The sequence below is a fragment of the Paenibacillus tianmuensis genome (assembly GCF_900100345.1).
Lineage (GTDB): Bacteria > Bacillota > Bacilli > Paenibacillales > NBRC-103111 > Paenibacillus_G > Paenibacillus_G tianmuensis.
This window is the reverse complement of the sequence record NZ_FMTT01000018.1, coordinates 62,385-80,165: the sequence shown is the minus strand read 5'-3', so window position 1 is coordinate 80,165 and position 17,781 is coordinate 62,385. Positions and strand designations below refer to the sequence as shown.

Here is a 17,781-nt window from a genome sequence, read left to right as displayed (position 1 = left end):
CGCCCTACGAGGACCAAACGGAGGAGGAAGCACGGATATGACGGAGATGCCATTATCGGCGGAAGCGTATTTGGAAGGTTTGTTCAAGCCCGATGCGGTGCTTGAGCGGGTGAAGGAGGGCATCCGGGAGAACGGGATGCCGGAAATTTCGATCGCGCCGGGGTACGGCCGGCTGCTGACGATGCTCACGCGGCTCGTTCGCGCGGAACAGGTGCTGGAGATCGGGGCGCTCGGCGGCTACAGCGGCATTTGCTTGGCGCGCGGTTTGTCCGCCGGCGGCAAGCTGGTATCGCTGGAGCTGAAGCAGGAGTATGCGGACTTGGCGCACAAGCATTTGCGCGAAGCGGGGCTCGGCGACAAGGTCGAATACCGGATCGGCGAGGCGCTGGATAGTCTGGAGGCGCTGTCGGCGGAAGGCCGGCGGTTCGACCTGTTTTTTATCGATGCGGACAAGGGCAACTATCCGAATTATTTGGAATGGGCGATCAAGCTGGCCCGGCCAGGCGCGCTCATCCTTGGCGACAACCTGCTGATGCGCGGCAAGACGACCGATCCCGAGCAGTTCGGCAATGCCGTGACGAAGATGCGCCAATTTAACGAAAGTGTGGCACGCGACCCGCGTCTGGAAGGCGTGCTGCTGCCGGCGTACGACGGCCTCGCCATAGCGAGAGTGCGGGGATAGAGGCGGACAGGTGAAGATGTAAACTTGCGTAAGTAATAAAAGAAGGCCGGGAAGCGCGTCAAGCGTTCCTGGCCTTCTTTATATACACCGCTGCTTATACGCTAAGGGGCCTGTCGATCAGCTCGTTGGACGAAATGCCCAGAAATACGTAGGCTTCCTTTTTCATGACGCTCGGATCGTCGTTCCAGAAGCTCTGCAACACGTCGATAAATCCGGAAGCCCGCGCGATGCGGTCCATTTGCATTTTCATAATCGTTCCGCTGCATAGCACGGCGCATTGGGATACTTGAGACAAAATGCTGCTCTGAAGCTGCTCCCAGATCGCGTTCACTTCAGGAGAGAAGACAACCGGCCGTCCGTTCTTGATCATGAAACGGTTATCGACGAGGAGCTTGGCACCGTTCAGCGAAGAAAGGCCGCTTTTTACCAGCTCGCTTGCTTTGGTGGCGTCCTCCACTGTCAACGAATCGAGTACTTGCCAGGACAAAACATGATTCGTGCGGTCAATGTGATACTTAAAAGCGTCTTCGAATGCCATATCTATCATCTTCCTCCTATTTAAACCAGGACGCGAGCATGATATCGAGCGATCGGCACGTATATCGAATCAAATGCTCGGCTTCCTTTAGTTCATTATCGTTCATAGCTTGAATGAGATGATAGACGTTGCTGTGCTCCTCGTCCGCCTCGCAGTGAATTTCCCAATACTCCAGATTCGTAAATCCGGCTTTTTTCAAAATGGCATAGGCGTGCAGGTACATGGCGTGGGCGTAGCCTTCCGCTGTACTGTTCACAAGAAGAAGCGACAAATTTTCGCTCATGGAGCTGACAGCGCGGTACTGGAGCGAAATGAAGTCCTCGGTCTCATAATTCGGATACGATTGTTCGGGGTCGTCCAGCCCCAAATCCATCATCCATTTGCGGAGCATTTCGGCGTGGTCCTTCTCTTCCTCGTAATGGGTGAAGAAGACTTCGTGCCCGACATTCGGGAACCGTTCCCAGCGCAGCTTAAGAAGCTCTCCGAAATGCTTGGACAAGTGGTATAAGTGCATGCACCATTTGAAATTTTCCGGTTGCGCGCTCTCGGGAAATCGGGTGAAAAAAGGATTCGACATTTTTGCTTTCTCAAGTTCCTCTGCGATGATCGTCGAAACCGTTTCGACAACTTGTGATTGCGTCATAAGTATCTTCCTCTTTTTTCTGTAGAATGGGATACTTCCCGAAACACCATCAATAAGGCAAGTAGAAGGAAAAAAATATTTAATTTTCATTACTATTTCTTAGATTCTTATTATCTATTGCATTTTCCTTCATCTTAGGAAAAATGGCATAATTTATTTTCTTAGTTTTCGATATAATTCACTAATTTGTCAAAATTTCAGGTATTATGGGAGGGGAATCGGAGGTTTTTGACAAAAAAATCCTGCAAGCCTAGGATGACAAAGCACCAAAGGCTTACAGGCTGATCGTAACAAAGTGTGGTTATGAAGGGGAGTGGGTCGATTTTTGTCGGAGCAGAATCGATTTTCGGGCCCACAAGCCGTTAATCAGGAGAAGGACGGCCGAAACAAGAAAAAGCTGCTGGATCGTCACCACATCGGAGATCGCTCCGCCTACGACGGGGCCCAGCATGTTCCCGAGCGCAAGCGCGCTCGTATTGAAGCTGTAGGAGCGGCTTTCCATCCCGTTCGGCGTATATTTCCGGATAAGCGCGTTCACTGTAGGAAGCAGCCCGCCGAGAAAAATGCCAAGAAAAAACCGGGCCGCACAGAGCTGCCACACGTTCTGCACGAAGGCTTGGGGGACCGCAGCCACAGCGGCGCCGAGCAGGCACGTCACGAGAATTTTCTCCGGTCCGATCCGGTCGGACAATTTGCCGAATATCGGCGAAGCAATCATATTGGAGAAGCCGGTCATCGATCCGACCAGACCGGCGTAGAACGCCAGCATCTCGTCTTGTCCGTGAAGCTGCTGGACGAACAGCGGGAGAAGCGGCATGACGCTGAGCAGCGAGAACTGGATCAAGAAGGTGACGGAGTACAGCGAAGGAAGCTGCGAAATGCGCCGCAGCTCGTTGAACGCCGACATCATGGACTGCTTCGGCTTCTGAAGCGCTTTTTTCACGTCGAACGATTCCTTCACCAGCAGCGCTGCAAGCAGTGAGGCAGCGAAAAGCGTAGCGCCTGTCACGAAGAAAATGTTGCGGAATCCGATCCATTCCGCGAGCAGCCCGCCGAGAAACGGCCCGAGAATCGATCCGGCGACAGAGCCGGATTGCAGCGTGCCCATCGCGAAGCCGACCTTCTCCCGCGGCGTGGTGGCGGACATAAGCGCGACTCCTGCGGGCACGAAGCCGGACACCGTACCGTTCAAGAGCCGGAGCAGCAGCAGATGCCAGGCGCTGGTCGAGAAGCCCATCAGCGTCATGACGATCGCCATGCCGAAGCCGGAGCGCAGCAGCATCACCTTGCGTCCGTACCGGTCGGCGAGTCCGCCCCAGATCGGTTGAAATATAAAGGCGGTGACGAAATTCCCCGCAAAGATGACCCCGGCCCAAGTCGCAACACTATGAGGGTCATGAAGTCCCAGCTCCTGCAAATACAAAGGCAAAAAAGGAACAATCATCGTCATGCCGGCCATGACCAAAAATTGTCCCACCCATAATACGATTAAGTTAACCTGCCATTTCGCCACGCGAGCTCGCCTCTTTTCAAGCTGACCATCGCATGCAAACCGCATAACATGTTTGCCGTCTTCTGTGTGCTGGTCTATGTAATGTAACGTTCGACATGCTTCGAGTATACTCTCATTACTTCTGCGATGCAAACGTGTTTGGGGGCAAGGAGACATGTAGTGTGTCGGATGTGATGACGAATGTCGAAAAGTATGGCAAGCAGGGGTCCGGATCGTTATTTCTGCTCGATCCCGCTGCGAATTTCGCTGACGAACCGCTCCAGATTGGGCAGGCCGACGCGTTCGGCGAAGGCGACGGCTTGCTCGACGTCATAAGGCACGCGGACGAGCTGTACGGAGAACGGGGCAGGCTCCAGGCAGGCCGGATGCGACGTCTGTCCTTCCAGAATGGCATAGCTCGCATAAGGGAGCCCGTCGTAAGGCGCGCCTACGCTGCCGGTGTTGAACAGCAGCAGACCTTGTCCCGCCTTCGACTTCAGCGTTTGGACGTAAGGCACATGAATATCTCCGTATCCGATGACGTCCGGCGTCAGCTCCGTGCCCGCAAAGCCGCCCGTTTGATCCGTATTCTCGAACATCGCAAGCTTTTCTTTTTTGCCAGCCTTACGGAGCACGCGATGATAAATGCTTTTGGCGGAAGCATGAAAAAGACGGACGCGACGTCCGCTTAGCCGGAGCTCCGCGGAAAACGGCAGCTAGCGCAAGTAGCGGAGCCGTTCGGTCCCGAGCAGGCGCTGCTGCCATAGGCCGGTTTCCTTGTCCTGCGGGTTGTTGATACCGTGATCCCAGTTGCCTTGTACCGTCGTTTCGCACAGCTCGCGAATGCGGTCCACCGCCTCGCACGGCTGCGGCCCTTTGCCGACCAGATCGCCGAGACAGACGATACGCCGGATATGGCGGCGGCGAATATCCCGAACCACCGCCTCCAGTGCAGGCAAGTTGCTGTGAATGTCGGAAATGACGGCAATTTTGTCCATGATGTATAGGTTCCTCCTGTTTCTGCTTCTTCAGAGTGACTGATTGTTCCATTATAGCACAAGGGTGCCGTTAGATAAGCCTTCTTTATAGAAGCGTTAGCACCTAATACACTTTATGAATGATCTCTTCGAAATCGGGCTCCTCCATATGGACGTCCCGGGCCGTTCCGTACCGCTCCAGCCGGCGGAGCACCTCCAAGGCGGGCAGCTCGTGCCGGTTGAAATGGACGGTCAGCTCGCAGCCGTTCGCTTCCGCGACGGTGAAACCCAACTCCGGTTCCGCGACATCGTCCACAGAAACCTTGGCTTGAAACGATACGCGTAGAATCGTCGGCAGTCCGATGCGCTCCCGCAACTCGCCGATCGTTCCGTCGTACGCCAGCGACCCGTGGTTGATCACCATGACGCGGTTGCAGAGCTGCTCGATGTCGTCCATATCGTGAGTCGTCAGCAGCACCGTTTTGCCGAGCTCCCGGTTTACTTTGGACAGCAATCCGCGAATGTTGCGTTTGGCGATGACGTCCAGTCCGATAGTCGGCTCGTCGAGGAACAGGATGTCCGGCTCGTGCAGCAGTGCAGCGGCAAGGTCGGCCCGCATCCGCTGGCCGAGCGACAGCTTGCGGACCGGCGTATCGGCGAATTCGCCGAGGCCGAGCAGCCCGTCCAGCTCCGCCAGCGTCCGCTGCTGCCGCTGCCGGTCGATGCGGTACATAGCGCACAAAATATCGAACGAATCGCGCACCGGCAAGTCCCACCACAGCTGGCTGCGCTGGCCGAAGACGACGCCGAGCCGGGAAACGACTCGGCGGCGGTCCTTATGCGGGCTCATGCCGTCGATCCGCACCTCGCCCGAGGTCGGGTGCAGAATGCCGGTCAGCATTTTGATCGTCGTCGATTTCCCGGCGCCATTCGGACCGATATAGCCGACGAACTCGCCGGGGCCGACCGTGAAGCTGATATCCCGGACCGCCATTTTTTCCGCTCCGCCTCCGGTCACGGCCGCTTTGATCCGTTCCCACCGGCTTAAATGGGGGGCGGGGATGCGAAAGCTTTTATGTAAATGCTTAACCTCAATCATCGGTTCATTCGCTCCTTTCAGTTCTGGAAGTTATGGAAGTCCTAGTAAAATCAACTTCCGCTGCTTTGGTAGCGGCTCAGGCCGAACCGCCAGAAGCGCAGCATGAGCCACAGGAAGACGACGGCAAACGCCATAACGGCCGGCAGCAGCCACCAGCCGAATTCACCCCTCACGATGTAAAGCGCCGGCATGTAGTTCGCCATTCCGACAGGGATCAAGGTGAGCAGCAATGTCCGCAGCCATCCGGGATACAGCTCCATCGGATACTGCACGGCTTTGTTTGCGGCATCTTCCGTCAAATTTTGCAGATCGCCGACCCGCGTCGTCCAGAAGCCGATCGTTGCGGTACCGAGTCCGATGGCGAACAATAACGCCGCGCCCGTCACCAGAACGACGAAGGTGAGCGGTATGGCGGCAGCGGTCACCTGTCCCGAGCTTATTAGTTGTCCTAAGCAGAGCGTCAGGATGATGCTACCCTGCACCCATTCGCCGAGCATCGGGCGGAAATTTTGCGACATCAGCGCCAGCAAGACGGGAATCGGTCGGACGAGCAGTTGGTCCAAATCGCCGGAGACCAAATACTTTTCCAGATGATGCACGTCGTTGGCGAAGCTGCGGTAGAGCGCTTTGGACAGCAGGATTGTGGCGTACAAATAGCCGATTTCGTACAAGCTCCAGCCTTGAATCGAGTCGAATTTCCATAAAATGACCGAGAGCAGCAGAAAATCCGTCGCACTGACAAGGGCCGCGAGCACGGAGGATAGCCAGAAGTTGAATTTGTACTGCATCCGGCTGCGGACGCTGGCTTTGACCAGCAGCAAAAACATGCGCACCGTGCTCATCCGCCCTGCACCTCCACTTTATTCCGCACCATAGCGGTTGCGGCGAGGCAAAGCGCAGTGAACAGCACGCACCATAAAAGCCCGCCGTACATCTCGGACGGGGAAGCCAGGCCCAAATAAATTTTGCTTGGAATGTACTGCATGTATGGATAAGGCGTCAAGTAAGCAATGCGCTGAAGCCAGTGCGGAAGCCATTCGATCGGAATGAGAAAGCCGGAAAGCACGCTTGAGATGGAATGGTGAACCCAAAACAGCCAAGTCGATTCGGTAGTCCAGAGGGCCGTTACGCCGATGAGGTAATTCACGCAAATATTCATATAGGCGGCCATCGCAAGCGCCGTGGCGAAAGCAAGCCAGGTGCCGGTATTGCGCGGAACGGGCAGCGAAAGCATCCATACGTAAATCAGGTAGATGGGGATCGTCTTGTAGAGCAATTGGTAGCCGATTTGTCCCCATTCGCGGCACATGAGCTGGTAAAACAGATGAACCGGACGCATCAAGTCGGTTGCGATCTGTCCGGTACGTACGGAGCGTTCGATCCCAAGCCCATTGGTCAAGAACAACGTGACCCACAGGATCGCCTGGTTCAATGCGACATAATGGATAACGGTTTGCAGGCTGTAGCCGTGCATGCCGTCCTGCTGTCCGATGCCCTGCCAGATCGAGACGTAAATCAGCCCGAAGACGACGCTGGCGACCGTATTGACCGCATGGGACAAGCGATATTGCAGATTCCGCGCAAACGCTTTCTTCATTAAAACAGGGAAAAGCATAGAAACCTCCGTGAGCTTGGATTGGAGCTTTGCTGGTAACGGCAGCGAAGCCCGATTCGCCGGGTTCGGCGAGGGATGAGGCGGATTGAGGTGGGTTGCCTAAAAAATCGAGAGAAAATCTATATTACCAGAACAAGGGGGTGCATGGCAATCGTTTTTTTTAGGTAATTGTGCCCCATGACCACAGGCGGGCGATTTGCTATAATGGGAAAAGAGAACATATGCGCTGATTCGCAGCGGGATAGGATAGGGGTAGGTTAAGATTCAGAAGGAACCGGTTGATACGGAGCAATCGCGTAAGGAAAAACATGAACAGGAGAAGGAGCAGAAGCAGAAAAGAACGCTCTGGATAAAAATTGGCTTGTTAAGCCTCATCACGGTTGGCGCCTTCGCATATTTGATTCAAAAGCTGGACCCTCCCCGGGAGGGGGACAAAGGGGGAGGGCTGGCTCTGCCTCCCAAGATTGAAGCGATGTCCAAGCCGCCTGCGACGACGATTCCGGTCACTCCAGAGAAGCCGCCGGCAACGGAGAGCGGTGCGGCGACGGCGCCTCCGGAGCAATCCCCTGGAGTCAAGCTCACGTTCGTCGGCGATGTCATGTTCGGCAGTAAGGTGGACGATCTGCTCCAAAAGAACGGCTACGATTATCCGTACAAGCATGTCAAGCCGTACTTGGAGAAGGCGGATATTACCGTGGCGAATCTGGAAACGCCGATCACGACAAGAGGCGCGGCTCAGGAGAAAGAATACGTGTACCGGTCGTCGCCGCAATCGCTGCCCGAATTGAAGCGTGTGGGCGTCGATCTGGTCAATCTGGCCAACAACCACAGCATGGACTATGGCGTCGAAGGGCTGCTCGATACGCTGGATTATCTGGATGCCCAGGACATCAAGCACGTCGGCGCGGGCCGGAATTCGGACGAAGCGTATAGGTACGTGATTATGGAGCAAAAAGGCATGAAGATCGCCTTCCTCGGCTTCAGCCGGGTCATTCCCGATACGAGCTGGTACGCCGGCAAATCGAATCCGGGGATGGCGGAAACCTACAGCACGAAGCTGGCGTTTGAATCCATCGGCAAAGCGAGAGCCGAGGCGGATCTGGTTGTCGTCATTGCCCATTGGGGAGAAGAGCGCAAGGCGTATCCGGTCAAGTCCCAGACCGATCTGGCAAGGCAGTATATCGACCATGGCGCAGATCTTATCGTCGCCAGCCACCCGCATGTCGTTCAAGGCTTCGAGCAGTACAAGGGCAAATGGATCGCCTACAGCATGGGCAATTTTATATTTACGACCAATGACAATCCGAACACTTGGGAAAGCATGATTTTGGAAGCCTCCTGCACCAAGGAACGAAGCTGCGACCTGAGCATGGTGCCGATCCTGACCAAGTGGGCCCAGCCGATCCCGATGGTCGACGAAGCCCGCGACAAGCTGCTCGAGAAGCTGACGAACTTGTCCGTCAATGCGCAGATTGACAAGGAAGGGCGGATTACGCTTGGGCCGACCCGCACGGTTCCGATAGAAGCGGAAGAGATGCCGCCTGTGAAGAAGGAGACGGGCATCGTCGACGGAACGTCCAAAACAGCCGTCAAACCGCCTGCCAACGGGACGAAAAAGCCATCTGATTCCGATAAAGCCGCCGATCCGAAGAAGGCCGAGCAGAGCAAAAAGTCCGAGGCTGGGAAGACAACGGAAACGAGCAAGAAGCCGGATGCGGATAAAACGCAGGCCGGGAAGACTGGAGAATCGGGCAAGACGCAGGGAACCGGCAAGAATACCGAGGGCAAGAAAACGACCGGGGACGGCGCCAAATCGTCCGAGGGCGGTAAAAAATCGCCCGAAAGCACCAAGAAATCTGCCGAAGATCCGAAGAAATCGACCGATTCCAAGAAAACGAACGAATCTTCGAAGTCCTCCGGCGAAGCTCGTAAGACGGAAAAAGACCGGAAAACATCTGGCTGAACGTAAAACGGCTGCTCCATACATTTGGGGCGGCCGTTTTTTACAATGCGCAGGCGTTGAGATTCCCCCAAACCGGGCTTATAATGAAGGCGGGTCTTATTTTAACGGAAAAGGAACGATCCGAATATGAACGAATCGATTCGCAACATTTATTGCGTAGGACGCAATTACGGACGGCATGCGGCGGAGCTCGGCAACGATATTCCGGAGGAGCCGATGATTTTTACGAAGCCGACGCACGCGCTGGCGGCAATTGACGGCGGCGAAATCGAGCTGCCCGGAGGACGGGGCGAGGTTCGCTACGAAGCCGAGCTGGTGCTCCGCGTCGGACAACCGTATGAGCACGGCATCACCGTGGACGAGCTGGTGGACAAGGTGGCGCTGGGCATTGATTTTACCCTGCGGGACGTGCAATCGGCGTTGAAAAAGAAAGGCTATCCCTGGCTCCCGGCCAAAGGGTTTAAAGGCTCGGCCGCGCTGACCGGGTTCCATCCTTTTCCCGGCTTCGGGCTAGTCAAGCAGGTAGAATACGCTTTGCACCGGAACGGTCTGGAAGTACAGCGGGGGAACCTGAACGACATGATTTTTGATCTGCAGGTGATCGTGGATTATATCGCCGCACATTACGGCTTGGGCGAAGGGGATGTCATTTACACCGGCACGCCTGCGGGCGTTGGGGCGGTGAACGACGGAGACCGTTTCGAGCTGTTCTGGGGAGAGCAGGCTTTCGGCGCTTTTACAGCAAGGATCGGGAAGTGATCTGCTGCACCCGGCTTCCGGACATTCACGCCTCGGAGGTCGGGGTGGGCAGGGCTGCATCAAAAAAAGGGAATTTTGGGGTCTGTATTCATGGGGGTTGGAAGGGGGTTCGGATGAATTGCAGCATTGGATCATCGGATTGGCGGGAAGTGTTCTGATTGCCGGAGCGGCGTACAGGAAACGCTCGCTGTCCGGCTCGGGGTTCGCCGCTGCGGTCCTGCTCGGTACGCTGATGTACGGGACTGGAAGCTTGGCTTGGTTCGGGACGCTGATTGCTTTTTTTATTTCTTCCTCGCTGGTGTCGAAGTGGAAGAGCAAGAAGAAGGCGGCAGCCGAGAGCGGCTACGCCAATTCCGGACGGAGGGATGCCGGCCAGGTGCTCGCCAACGGAGGCTTGGGGCTCGCTCTTTGTCTGGGAGCCGCCCTCGTACCACATCCGGCTTGGTGGGCCGCCTTCATCGGCGTGATGGCAACGGTGACTGCGGACACGTGGGCGACGGAGATCGGCGGCCTCAGCCGTACGGCCCCGCGCTCCATCGTCAGCGGCCGTCCAGTGCCGCCAGGCACTTCCGGCGGCGTATCGCCGCTCGGACTTGCCGCATCCGCGGCCGGCGGCTTGTTTATCGGAGCCGTCGCATGGGCGTTGGCGGCGCTGCAGCCGGAGCAGGCAGCAGACGCTTCTGCGTGGGAGGCCTCCGTCCGGTCGGCGGCCGGCCTGTGCGTCCTTGGGCTGGTTGGGGGCCTCGCCGGGTCGCTGGCTGACTCATGGCTCGGGGCGGTGTATCAGGTCATGTACCGCTGCCGCGTCTGCGGCAAAGAAATCGAAAAAAACCGCCACTGCGAGGCAGCGGCGGCTCGAAGCCGGGGGTTGGCGTTCATGACCAACGACACGGTTAATGCTGTAAGCTCGGCGTTTGGCGGTGCCGTAACTCTCGTACTCTCACTGTGGCTGTAACAGCGGTTTAATCCTCTTCCTTGCGGGAATAAGCGAGCTTCGTTACGTACATGGTAATGCCCGAGATAAGCAACGCGACAATAATGCTGATGACAATAACTGTAGTTACCATGGCTTAAGCAGTCCTCCAAGCGGATAAATGTCATTTCGGACATTGTACCTCATGGAGGACAAAAAGCCAACCGTTACGGATTGCGCGGCTTCCAAGTCGGAAGCTGCAGCGAGCCGACTTCGCGCAGTGTGTTCAAATCGTTCGCTTTCAGCATGTCGGGCGAGGACGAATAAAGCGTATCGCCGATGTACAGCAGGCGTTCGATATTGCGTTCGCTGCCGTACCAATGCTGGCCTGCTTTGTTCATATCTTCTCCCGTCAAGTGCGTAATCTTGCCGCGAAGCTGGAAGCCTTTTTGCAGATCCAGCCTGTAAACGTAAGCGCCTTGGAAGGTGAAATCCCCGTATTTCGATGCGTTTTCCGGCGTGTTGGCGCCGGTCTTATCTTTTAATTCCGCAACAGTAACCGGGAAGGCCAGCAACTGCTTCTCCTTGGAAAACAGCAGCGCTTTATGATTGTGCAGCAGCGGTGATTCGGTCCCCCGGTCGCCGATCGTTTCCTTGAACAGCTCCTTCGGATTCGCCACATCGGATACATCGAACAGGGCGAGCTTCATGCCTTGATAGAAAGCGACCGTATCCGAGCCGTCGCCTTTCTTGTTAGCCACCTCCACGGCTTCCTTGCCAAAGCCGATCAGATGGTTCTCGTCGTACGGATGCAAGTAGTCGCTGTAGCCCGGAATTTTCAGCTTGCCGAGCATGGCCGGCGCTTGAGGCTTGCTCAGATCCAGAACGAACAGCGGATCGGTATTTTTGAACGTAACCATATACGCGCGGTTCCCGGCATAGCGTACGGAATAGATGCGCTCGCCCGGGGCCAAGCCTTCCAGCTTGCCGACGACGCTTAGCGATTCGTTCAGCACATACACGTTGTTTTTCGACGTATGCTCGTCGTTCCGCCACATGTCGCCGCTTGTGGTGGCGATGCGGAAATAGCCGTTGTGCTCATCCATCGAAAACTGGTTCAGCGCATGTCCCGGCACCTTGCCGCGTCCGACATACCGGACCGTTCCGTTATCCATGCCGAATTTATAAATGGCGCTTGTCATATCAAGCGATGCGGGTCTGACGATGGTTTTGCCGTCCGTCTGCACCGTCTGCTCGTTCTCTTTCACCGGCTCGTATTCGCTGACAGTGACATACAGGTTGTCGGGAGAAGCGTAGACGTTTTGACCGGAGCCGAGATAGCTCGTCACTTGCATTTTTTGATCGGGCTTGCTGAGCTTGAGGCCGCCAATCAGCAAATAGTTCGGCTCGACGGCTTTCGGGAAGTAGCGGATATCCTCATAGCCGATCGTAATAAATTGGGCTCCGGCAGCGGAGTCCCGATAGGCCGGCAGCGATTCGTTCGCTTGCTTCGAGGCGGAGTCCGCCTCTTGGCGCATGATCCAAAAATAATTCATCGATTTGTTTGTTACTACATACAACGAGTCGCCGATTTTGCGCGAGGAGACGTAATGCCCTTCCAGCTCCGCCTCGCGGACTTGTTTCAGTTGGGTTCGGTCGCCAAGCCCGTAAACGATCGTTTTCGTGGTTGAGCGGGTCGGGCGTCCCGGCCATATGACCATCTTCTTGGCCTCTCCGATGCCCGGCTCTGCGGAAACCGAAGGGCTTGCCTCATAAGGAATCGGTCCCGGCTTCTCGTACGTCGGATAGGATGTGTTGCCGACAACGACGAGATAGTTGTTATCGACGTATAGCTCTTGCGGATAAAAATTCGGGTCCGCCCAGTAGACGGTGCTGACGACGCTCATGTTCTCAGACGGGTAGGCTTTCGTTACGAGGACGCGGTCGCGATTCACCTGATAGATGTAAGTGCCGTCGGTCTTGATGACATCCGCTTCATCGACGCCCTGCACCTGCACGTTCGTACCGGAGTAAGAGGGCGCTGCGTCGGAAGACTGCTTTGCGGCGCTGCCGGCAGCTTGCGGTGCGGCAGCGAACGATTTCTCGGTGACCGCGATCGCATTATCGCTACCTAAGTTGATGCCGCTTCCGTTGCCGTGAACTGAGGCAGATTCCTTGAGCAGCGCTTCCATCCGCTCCCGCGAACCGACGGTCGGCAAGCTTTTGTCTGCATCTACAATCGTTACGCGCTTGTTCGCACCGTCCCAATAAACGTTAAAATCGAACGACTCGCTGAAAAAGCGAAGCGGGACCATAATATTTCCGTTATCGAGCGCAGGCGCTTCGTCCAACGCGACGGCTTCGCTTCCGCGAAAAGCTTCCTTGCTGTCCAGTCGGAGCTTGATCGAGCGCTCCGCTTTGGTTGCCGCGGCCGAGCGTTCGGCTTCGTCCCACTGCACCTTCACTCCGAGCGCTTCCGACAGCTCGCGGAGCGGCACCATCAGCGTGTTTCCGATCAAACGGGGCTGCACGGACAAGCTGACGGGCTGTCCGTTTAGCGTCAGCGCGATGGTCGGCCCCGCATCCGCCCCCAGGGATACCGGCGCCGGAGAGACGGAAGTAAGGAGTGTCAATGCCAACAAGCCTGCAAAGAGTGTTCTTTTCTGCACTTGATTTTCCTCCTTTGATGTGTCGTACCCTCTTTGTATCCTTTTTGGAGTTTTTTCTTGTTCACCCCTACTGACGCGCCCCTCGAAGAAATTGTTTCATCAAAAACCGCCCTTTTCCAAAAAGAAAAGAGCGGTGTGCCGATTTATTCGTCACTATAAGCTACAGCCCGGTTCCGCCCTTCCTGCTTGGCCCGATAGAGCGCCTTGTCCGCGTGGATAATCAGCTCCCGCGGCGAGACGTCGCGGACGGGAATCATCGTGGCGACTCCCAAACTCGCAGTGACGAAGGAAGAAACGGCAGAGCCGCGATGAGGGATGCGCAGCTGTTCCACCTCCGAGCGCATTCGCTCGGCCACGTGAAGTGCGCCCGGGCCGTCCGTCACCGGCAGTACGATCACGAATTCCTCGCCGCCGTATCTTGCAATCATGTCGCCCGGGCGCTTGGCCGCGCGCCGCATGGCTTCGGCCGCATACTTGAGGCAGGCGTCTCCGTCATGATGTCCATACGTGTCGTTATACCGCTTGAAATAGTCGATATCGAGCAGTATAACGGAAAGCGGCGTTGAGAAACGCATGGCATGCCGCCATTCCTTGGCAAACCGCTCATCGAAAAACCGCCGGTTGGCGAGTCCGGTCAGCGCGTCGATCGAAGAAATTTTTTGCAGCAGCTCGTTGGTTTTCTTCAACTGCTGCTCCGTTTGCTTGCGCAAAGAGATGTCCCGGGAGGTGCAGATCACCGTTTGTTCGTTTTCCAAGTCGTGTTCGTCCCCAGTAATCCGTCCGCTTGTTTCGAACCAGACGTAGCCGCCGTTTTTCGTGCGAATCCGGTACGAGATCAAAGGCAGCTCCGGCGCCGTCTCCATTGCGGATATAGCTCCGGGGATTTTCACCAAATCCTCGGGATGAAGCAAATCGAAGGCGCTGGTTCCGATCAAATCTTCGGGCTCGTACCCAAGCAGAACACGGCAAGAAGGGGAGATGTGCAAAATACGGCCGGACAAATCGTGCATCGACACAACGTCCGTGCATTGCTCCACAAGAGTCCGGTAAAGAGAATCGCTGCCTATTCCGACCGGCTCACGCGTCGTTTCCCGTTCGGGAGCCGGAGTCGCGAACCGGCTCTGTGCATCGCTCTCCAGAATTTGCACGAAAAGAGGAGCTGGCAATCCGTTTGACCAGGGGGCGACGGGCGCCGTGACGGAACACCGGACCGGCGTGCCGTCGCGGCGGATAAGCCTTCCTTCGAACGGCTGAAATACGGGCGTCCCGTTGGCCAAATCCTTCATTATTCTACGAATCGGTTTTCTATCGTCGGGATGAATAAAAGGTTCCCAAGGCATGTCGTTCAACGCCTCTTCGGGATAGCCGATTTGCTTGCCGAATGCAGGATTGACGCGAAGAAATAGGCCTTCTTCCGAGAAGAAAGCCATGCCGTTCGCGGATAGCCTAAACGCGCTGAAATATAATTGAGTTTGCTCTGTATCCGTCCATTGATCAACCATGCTGCCGGCATCCTTCCTGCATGGATTACGTCCTATGTAACTAGGAAAATCGTTCCATAAACTCGCACTTACTATATTAATGAAAGTGGGGTTTTTGATCAATGAGGATGGGGAGGTTATGGCAGATTTAATATAAATTTTACTATTTCTTGACTATTAAAAAAACGGTCGGCAAAAACCGCCGCTATTTGCTCGAATGATTTTTTTCTTCCGGATGCTCCAAGTCCGTATCTGCGGAAAGGAACGATGGGCTTCCCGCCTCTTCGGAAACGGCCAGAGCCTGCTCGGGTGACGCTTCGCTCAGCTGTTTCTCAAGCTGCTTGATCTTACGCTGCAGCTTGATCTCGCGGAACAAGCCGATCAGGAAGGCGATCAAGCCGCCGAGTAGGGTAGAACCCAGAATGACCAGAATAAGCGGGATGTCGGCTTGGGTGAACAAAAAATTCACGCGGACGGGCTTCACGTTAATCACGGCGAATACCGCGGTAATAAGGGCGAAAAGCAGCGTGCTGATCAACATCCATTGGGCTTTCATCGAAATCGTCTCCTTTTGACTGCTGCATGAAGGGCAAAAAGGCCGAGTCGGGCAACACCGGACTCGGCCTGCGTCGGCGGCTTACTTCGCCAGCGCTTCCATTTGCTCCAGAAGCTCTTTGAATACACTCATCGCCTGTTTGATCGGTTCCGGCGTCGACATATCCACGCCTGCCTTCTTCAAGATGTTGATGGAGTAGTCGCTGCCCCCGCTTTTCAAGAAGCCGAGGTAGCGGTCGACGGCCGGCTGGCCCTCGTCCAAAATCTGCTTCGCAAAGCTGGTGGCCGCCGAGAAGCCGGTGGCGTATTTGTACACGTAGAAGCTGTTGTAGAAATGAGGAATGCGCGCCCATTCCATCTCGATGTCCTGATCTACCGCCATATCCTTGCCGTAATACTGCACGTTCAGATCATAGTAGATTTGGCTCAACAACTGCGGGGTAAGCGTTTCGCCTTGCTCCGCTTTTTCGTGAATGATTTTCTCGAACTCGGCAAACATGGTTTGCCGGAAGACCGTCGTCCGGAACTGATCCATGTAGTAGGTGAGCAGATACATTTTTTCTTTCTTGTCCGTCGACTTCTCCAGCAGGTAATCCATCAGCAGCGCTTCGTTCAGCGTGGATGCGACTTCCGCGAGGAAGATCGTATACTGCGCGTAGCGGTAAGGCTGATTCGCATCCGACAAGTAAGAGTGGAGCGCGTGGCCCATCTCATGCGTCAGCGTGAACATGCTGTTCAGGTTGTCCTTGTGATTCAGGAGCACATACGGGTGGGTGCCGAATGCGCCCCAGCTGTAGGCCCCGTTGCGCTTGCCCTCGTTCTCGTAAATATCGATCCAGCTGCCTTCGAAGCCCTCTTGCAGGGTCTTCAAATACTCTTCGCCGAGCGGCTTCAAGCTTTCCTTGACCGTTTTCTTCGCTTCCTCGTACGTAATCTCCAGGTCGTATTCGTCGACCAACGGAGCGAACAGGTCGTACATGTGCAGCTTATCGACCTTCATCAGCTTGCGGCGCAGCTCCATGTAGCGGTGCATGAGCGGCAGCGATTCATGAATGGTGTCGATCAGGTTCGTGTACACTTCCTTCTTGATGTTGTCCCCGAACAGCGACATTTCAAGCGTGGAAGGGTACTTACGGACCTTGGAGTAAAAAATGTTTTTCGTTACGTTAGCGGCAAGCGTCGAGCCGATCGTGTTCTTTTGCTTCGCATAGGTGGCATACATCGCTTCGAAAGCTTGCTTGCGAACGTCGCGGTTGCGGCTTTCGAGGAATTGGATGTAGCGGCCGTGCGTGAGCTCGACTTCCTCGCCTTTTTCGTTTTTCACCTTCGGGAACTTGATATCCGCGTTGTTGATCATGCCGTAAATCGTGCCCGGCGCTTGCGACAGGTTGCCGACTTGGGCCAGCAGCGCCTCCTCCGCTTTGCTAAGCACATGCTGCTTCTCGCGGATCAGCTCTTCGAGCGTCCTTTTATAGAAGGCAAGCTGGGGATCGTTCACCAGCTTGCGCAGTTGGTCGTCCGACAAGCTCAAAATTTCCGGGGAAATGAACGAGGTCGCTTCACCGGCTTCGACGCTTAATTTTTTCGATTTATCGGATAAGGCCTGATATGTAGGGTCCGCCATGTCCTCGTGATGCTTCATGTTGGCGTAAACGTACATACGTTCGGTATGTAGGGAGATTTTATCCTCCAGCTCAAAGCACTGCTTGATGGCCGCCGGGTCGTTCAGCTTGCCGTGAAAGCGGCCGATTTCCTTCAGCGCGGTTCTCACTTCTTGATGCTCTTGATCCCAGGCCTGCTGGTTCGGAAAAAGGTCCTCCAGGTTCCAACGGTGTTCCGCAGGAACGTTGCTCCGCTTCGGTAGTTGATTCATGGGAGCCCTCCTTGTCAAATGATGTGGTTTGGCCGCTTGATTCGCAGCCGCCGCCGATCCGATCACAACACCGGAGAGCAGCGCGCCGGACAGCAGCAACGGCAACAATCGCATTACCCGTTCACGCTCCAAGCTTTTTATGGGTCCATTGGAAAGCTCTAGTTAGTATGGCCGGAGCGCGGGTCAAATATAAGTATAGGGAATTCAAGGAAAGAAGTCTATTCGCTTACTTCGCGCCGGAAAAAAAACTAAAGATCATCAGCACGAACGAAAACGAAACCATCACCAGCGCCAAAATGGCCAGCGGCCGTTTCACGTTTGCCGGAAGGGTATCTTTCTTCATGATTAAGATTAGCGCGAGGGAAAACGAAATAATCATGAACGTCAAGATCGATGCGCCATTGCTCAAAACTTATCACCTCTTACTGTCTATGTTCGCCAACTCAGGCGGTTTTCCTTTTACTCTTCATGAAAAAAATGCAATGGGAAGCGCTCCATAGGGAACGCTATACCGGAAAACAG

General features: G+C 55.3%; 15 protein-coding genes and 1 pseudogene. 4 read left to right on the top strand and 12 right to left on the bottom strand.

Features of this window, described 5'->3' with window-relative positions; translation table 11 throughout:
- The first annotated feature begins 37 nt into the window (after positions 1-37).
- A complete protein-coding gene (locus BLO51_RS13850; protein ID WP_090672643.1) occupies positions 38-682 on the top strand; it encodes an O-methyltransferase in 645 nt (214 codons plus the stop codon).
- Positions 683-776: 94 nt separating this feature from the next.
- On the opposite strand, the gene BLO51_RS13845 is transcribed toward BLO51_RS13850, so the two are convergent.
- The 7 genes and pseudogenes from BLO51_RS13845 to BLO51_RS13815 form a co-directional block, all read right to left on the bottom strand.
- Complete coding sequence (locus tag BLO51_RS13845; protein WP_090672640.1) at positions 777-1,220, bottom strand: hypothetical protein; 444 nt, start codon at positions 1,218-1,220, stop codon at positions 777-779.
- Between the two features lie 16 nt (positions 1,221-1,236).
- Entirely contained in the window at positions 1,237-1,863 is a 627-nt protein-coding gene (locus BLO51_RS13840) for an iron-containing redox enzyme family protein (RefSeq protein ID WP_090672637.1), read from the bottom strand.
- Positions 1,864-2,164: 301 nt separating this feature from the next.
- Positions 2,165-3,376, bottom strand: a complete 1,212-nt coding sequence (locus BLO51_RS13835) for an MFS transporter (RefSeq protein WP_090672634.1) — start codon at positions 3,374-3,376, stop codon at positions 2,165-2,167.
- A gap of 215 nt (positions 3,377-3,591) precedes the next feature.
- Positions 3,592-4,353 (bottom strand): annotated as a pseudogene (locus BLO51_RS13830) (metallophosphoesterase family protein).
- A 103-nt stretch (positions 4,354-4,456) separates the two neighbouring features.
- Positions 4,457-5,431, bottom strand: coding sequence for an ABC transporter ATP-binding protein (locus BLO51_RS13825; RefSeq protein ID WP_090672631.1), 975 nt, complete (start codon positions 5,429-5,431; stop codon positions 4,457-4,459).
- 50 nt (positions 5,432-5,481) lie between these two features.
- The gene (locus BLO51_RS13820) at positions 5,482-6,273 is read right to left on the bottom strand and encodes an ABC transporter permease (protein WP_090672626.1); all 792 of its coding nucleotides are present in this window, start codon (positions 6,271-6,273) and stop codon (positions 5,482-5,484) included.
- Positions 6,270-7,046 (bottom strand): ABC transporter permease, encoded by a 777-nt coding sequence (locus BLO51_RS13815; protein WP_090672623.1) that lies wholly within the window; start codon positions 7,044-7,046, stop codon positions 6,270-6,272. Before BLO51_RS13815 ends, BLO51_RS13820 begins: the two co-directional genes overlap by 4 nt.
- Positions 7,047-7,407: 361 nt before the next feature.
- Here BLO51_RS13815 and BLO51_RS13810 point away from each other — a divergent pair, with 361 nt between their 5' ends.
- The 3 genes from BLO51_RS13810 to BLO51_RS13800 all read left to right on the top strand — a co-directional run bounded on the left by BLO51_RS13810 (position 7,408) and on the right by BLO51_RS13800 (position 10,723).
- On the top strand, positions 7,408-9,009 hold the full coding sequence (locus BLO51_RS13810; RefSeq protein ID WP_245719661.1) for a CapA family protein: 1,602 nt from the start codon (positions 7,408-7,410) through the stop codon (positions 9,007-9,009).
- Positions 9,010-9,135: 126 nt separating this feature from the next.
- Positions 9,136-9,768 carry a fumarylacetoacetate hydrolase family protein gene (locus BLO51_RS13805; protein WP_090672619.1) on the top strand — a complete coding sequence of 211 codons (633 nt, stop codon included), beginning with the start codon at positions 9,136-9,138 and terminating at the stop codon, positions 9,766-9,768.
- Positions 9,769-9,886: 118 nt separating this feature from the next.
- Positions 9,887-10,723: a DUF92 domain-containing protein gene (locus BLO51_RS13800; RefSeq protein ID WP_090672616.1), complete on the top strand. Its 837-nt coding sequence runs from the start codon at positions 9,887-9,889 to the stop codon at positions 10,721-10,723.
- Positions 10,724-10,908: 185 nt separating this feature from the next.
- Here BLO51_RS13800 and BLO51_RS13795 read toward each other — a convergent pair whose 3' ends face one another.
- The 5 genes from BLO51_RS13795 to BLO51_RS29795 form a co-directional block, all read right to left on the bottom strand.
- Complete coding sequence (locus tag BLO51_RS13795; RefSeq protein ID WP_090672614.1) at positions 10,909-13,350, bottom strand: beta-propeller domain-containing protein; 2,442 nt, start codon at positions 13,348-13,350, stop codon at positions 10,909-10,911.
- 143 nt (positions 13,351-13,493) lie between these two features.
- A complete protein-coding gene (locus BLO51_RS13790; protein ID WP_090672611.1) occupies positions 13,494-14,852 on the bottom strand; it encodes a sensor domain-containing diguanylate cyclase in 1,359 nt (452 codons plus the stop codon).
- Positions 14,853-15,036: 184 nt separating this feature from the next.
- Positions 15,037-15,387 carry a LapA family protein gene (locus tag BLO51_RS13785; protein ID WP_090672608.1) on the bottom strand — a complete coding sequence of 117 codons (351 nt, stop codon included), beginning with the start codon at positions 15,385-15,387 and terminating at the stop codon, positions 15,037-15,039.
- Between the two features lie 81 nt (positions 15,388-15,468).
- Complete coding sequence (gene pepF / locus BLO51_RS13780) at positions 15,469-17,259, bottom strand: oligoendopeptidase F (protein WP_090672605.1); 1,791 nt, start codon at positions 17,257-17,259, stop codon at positions 15,469-15,471.
- Between the two features lie 226 nt (positions 17,260-17,485).
- Positions 17,486-17,668 carry a hypothetical protein gene (locus BLO51_RS29795; RefSeq protein ID WP_054974051.1) on the bottom strand — a complete coding sequence of 61 codons (183 nt, stop codon included), beginning with the start codon at positions 17,666-17,668 and terminating at the stop codon, positions 17,486-17,488.
- Positions 17,669-17,781: the final 113 nt, after the last annotated feature.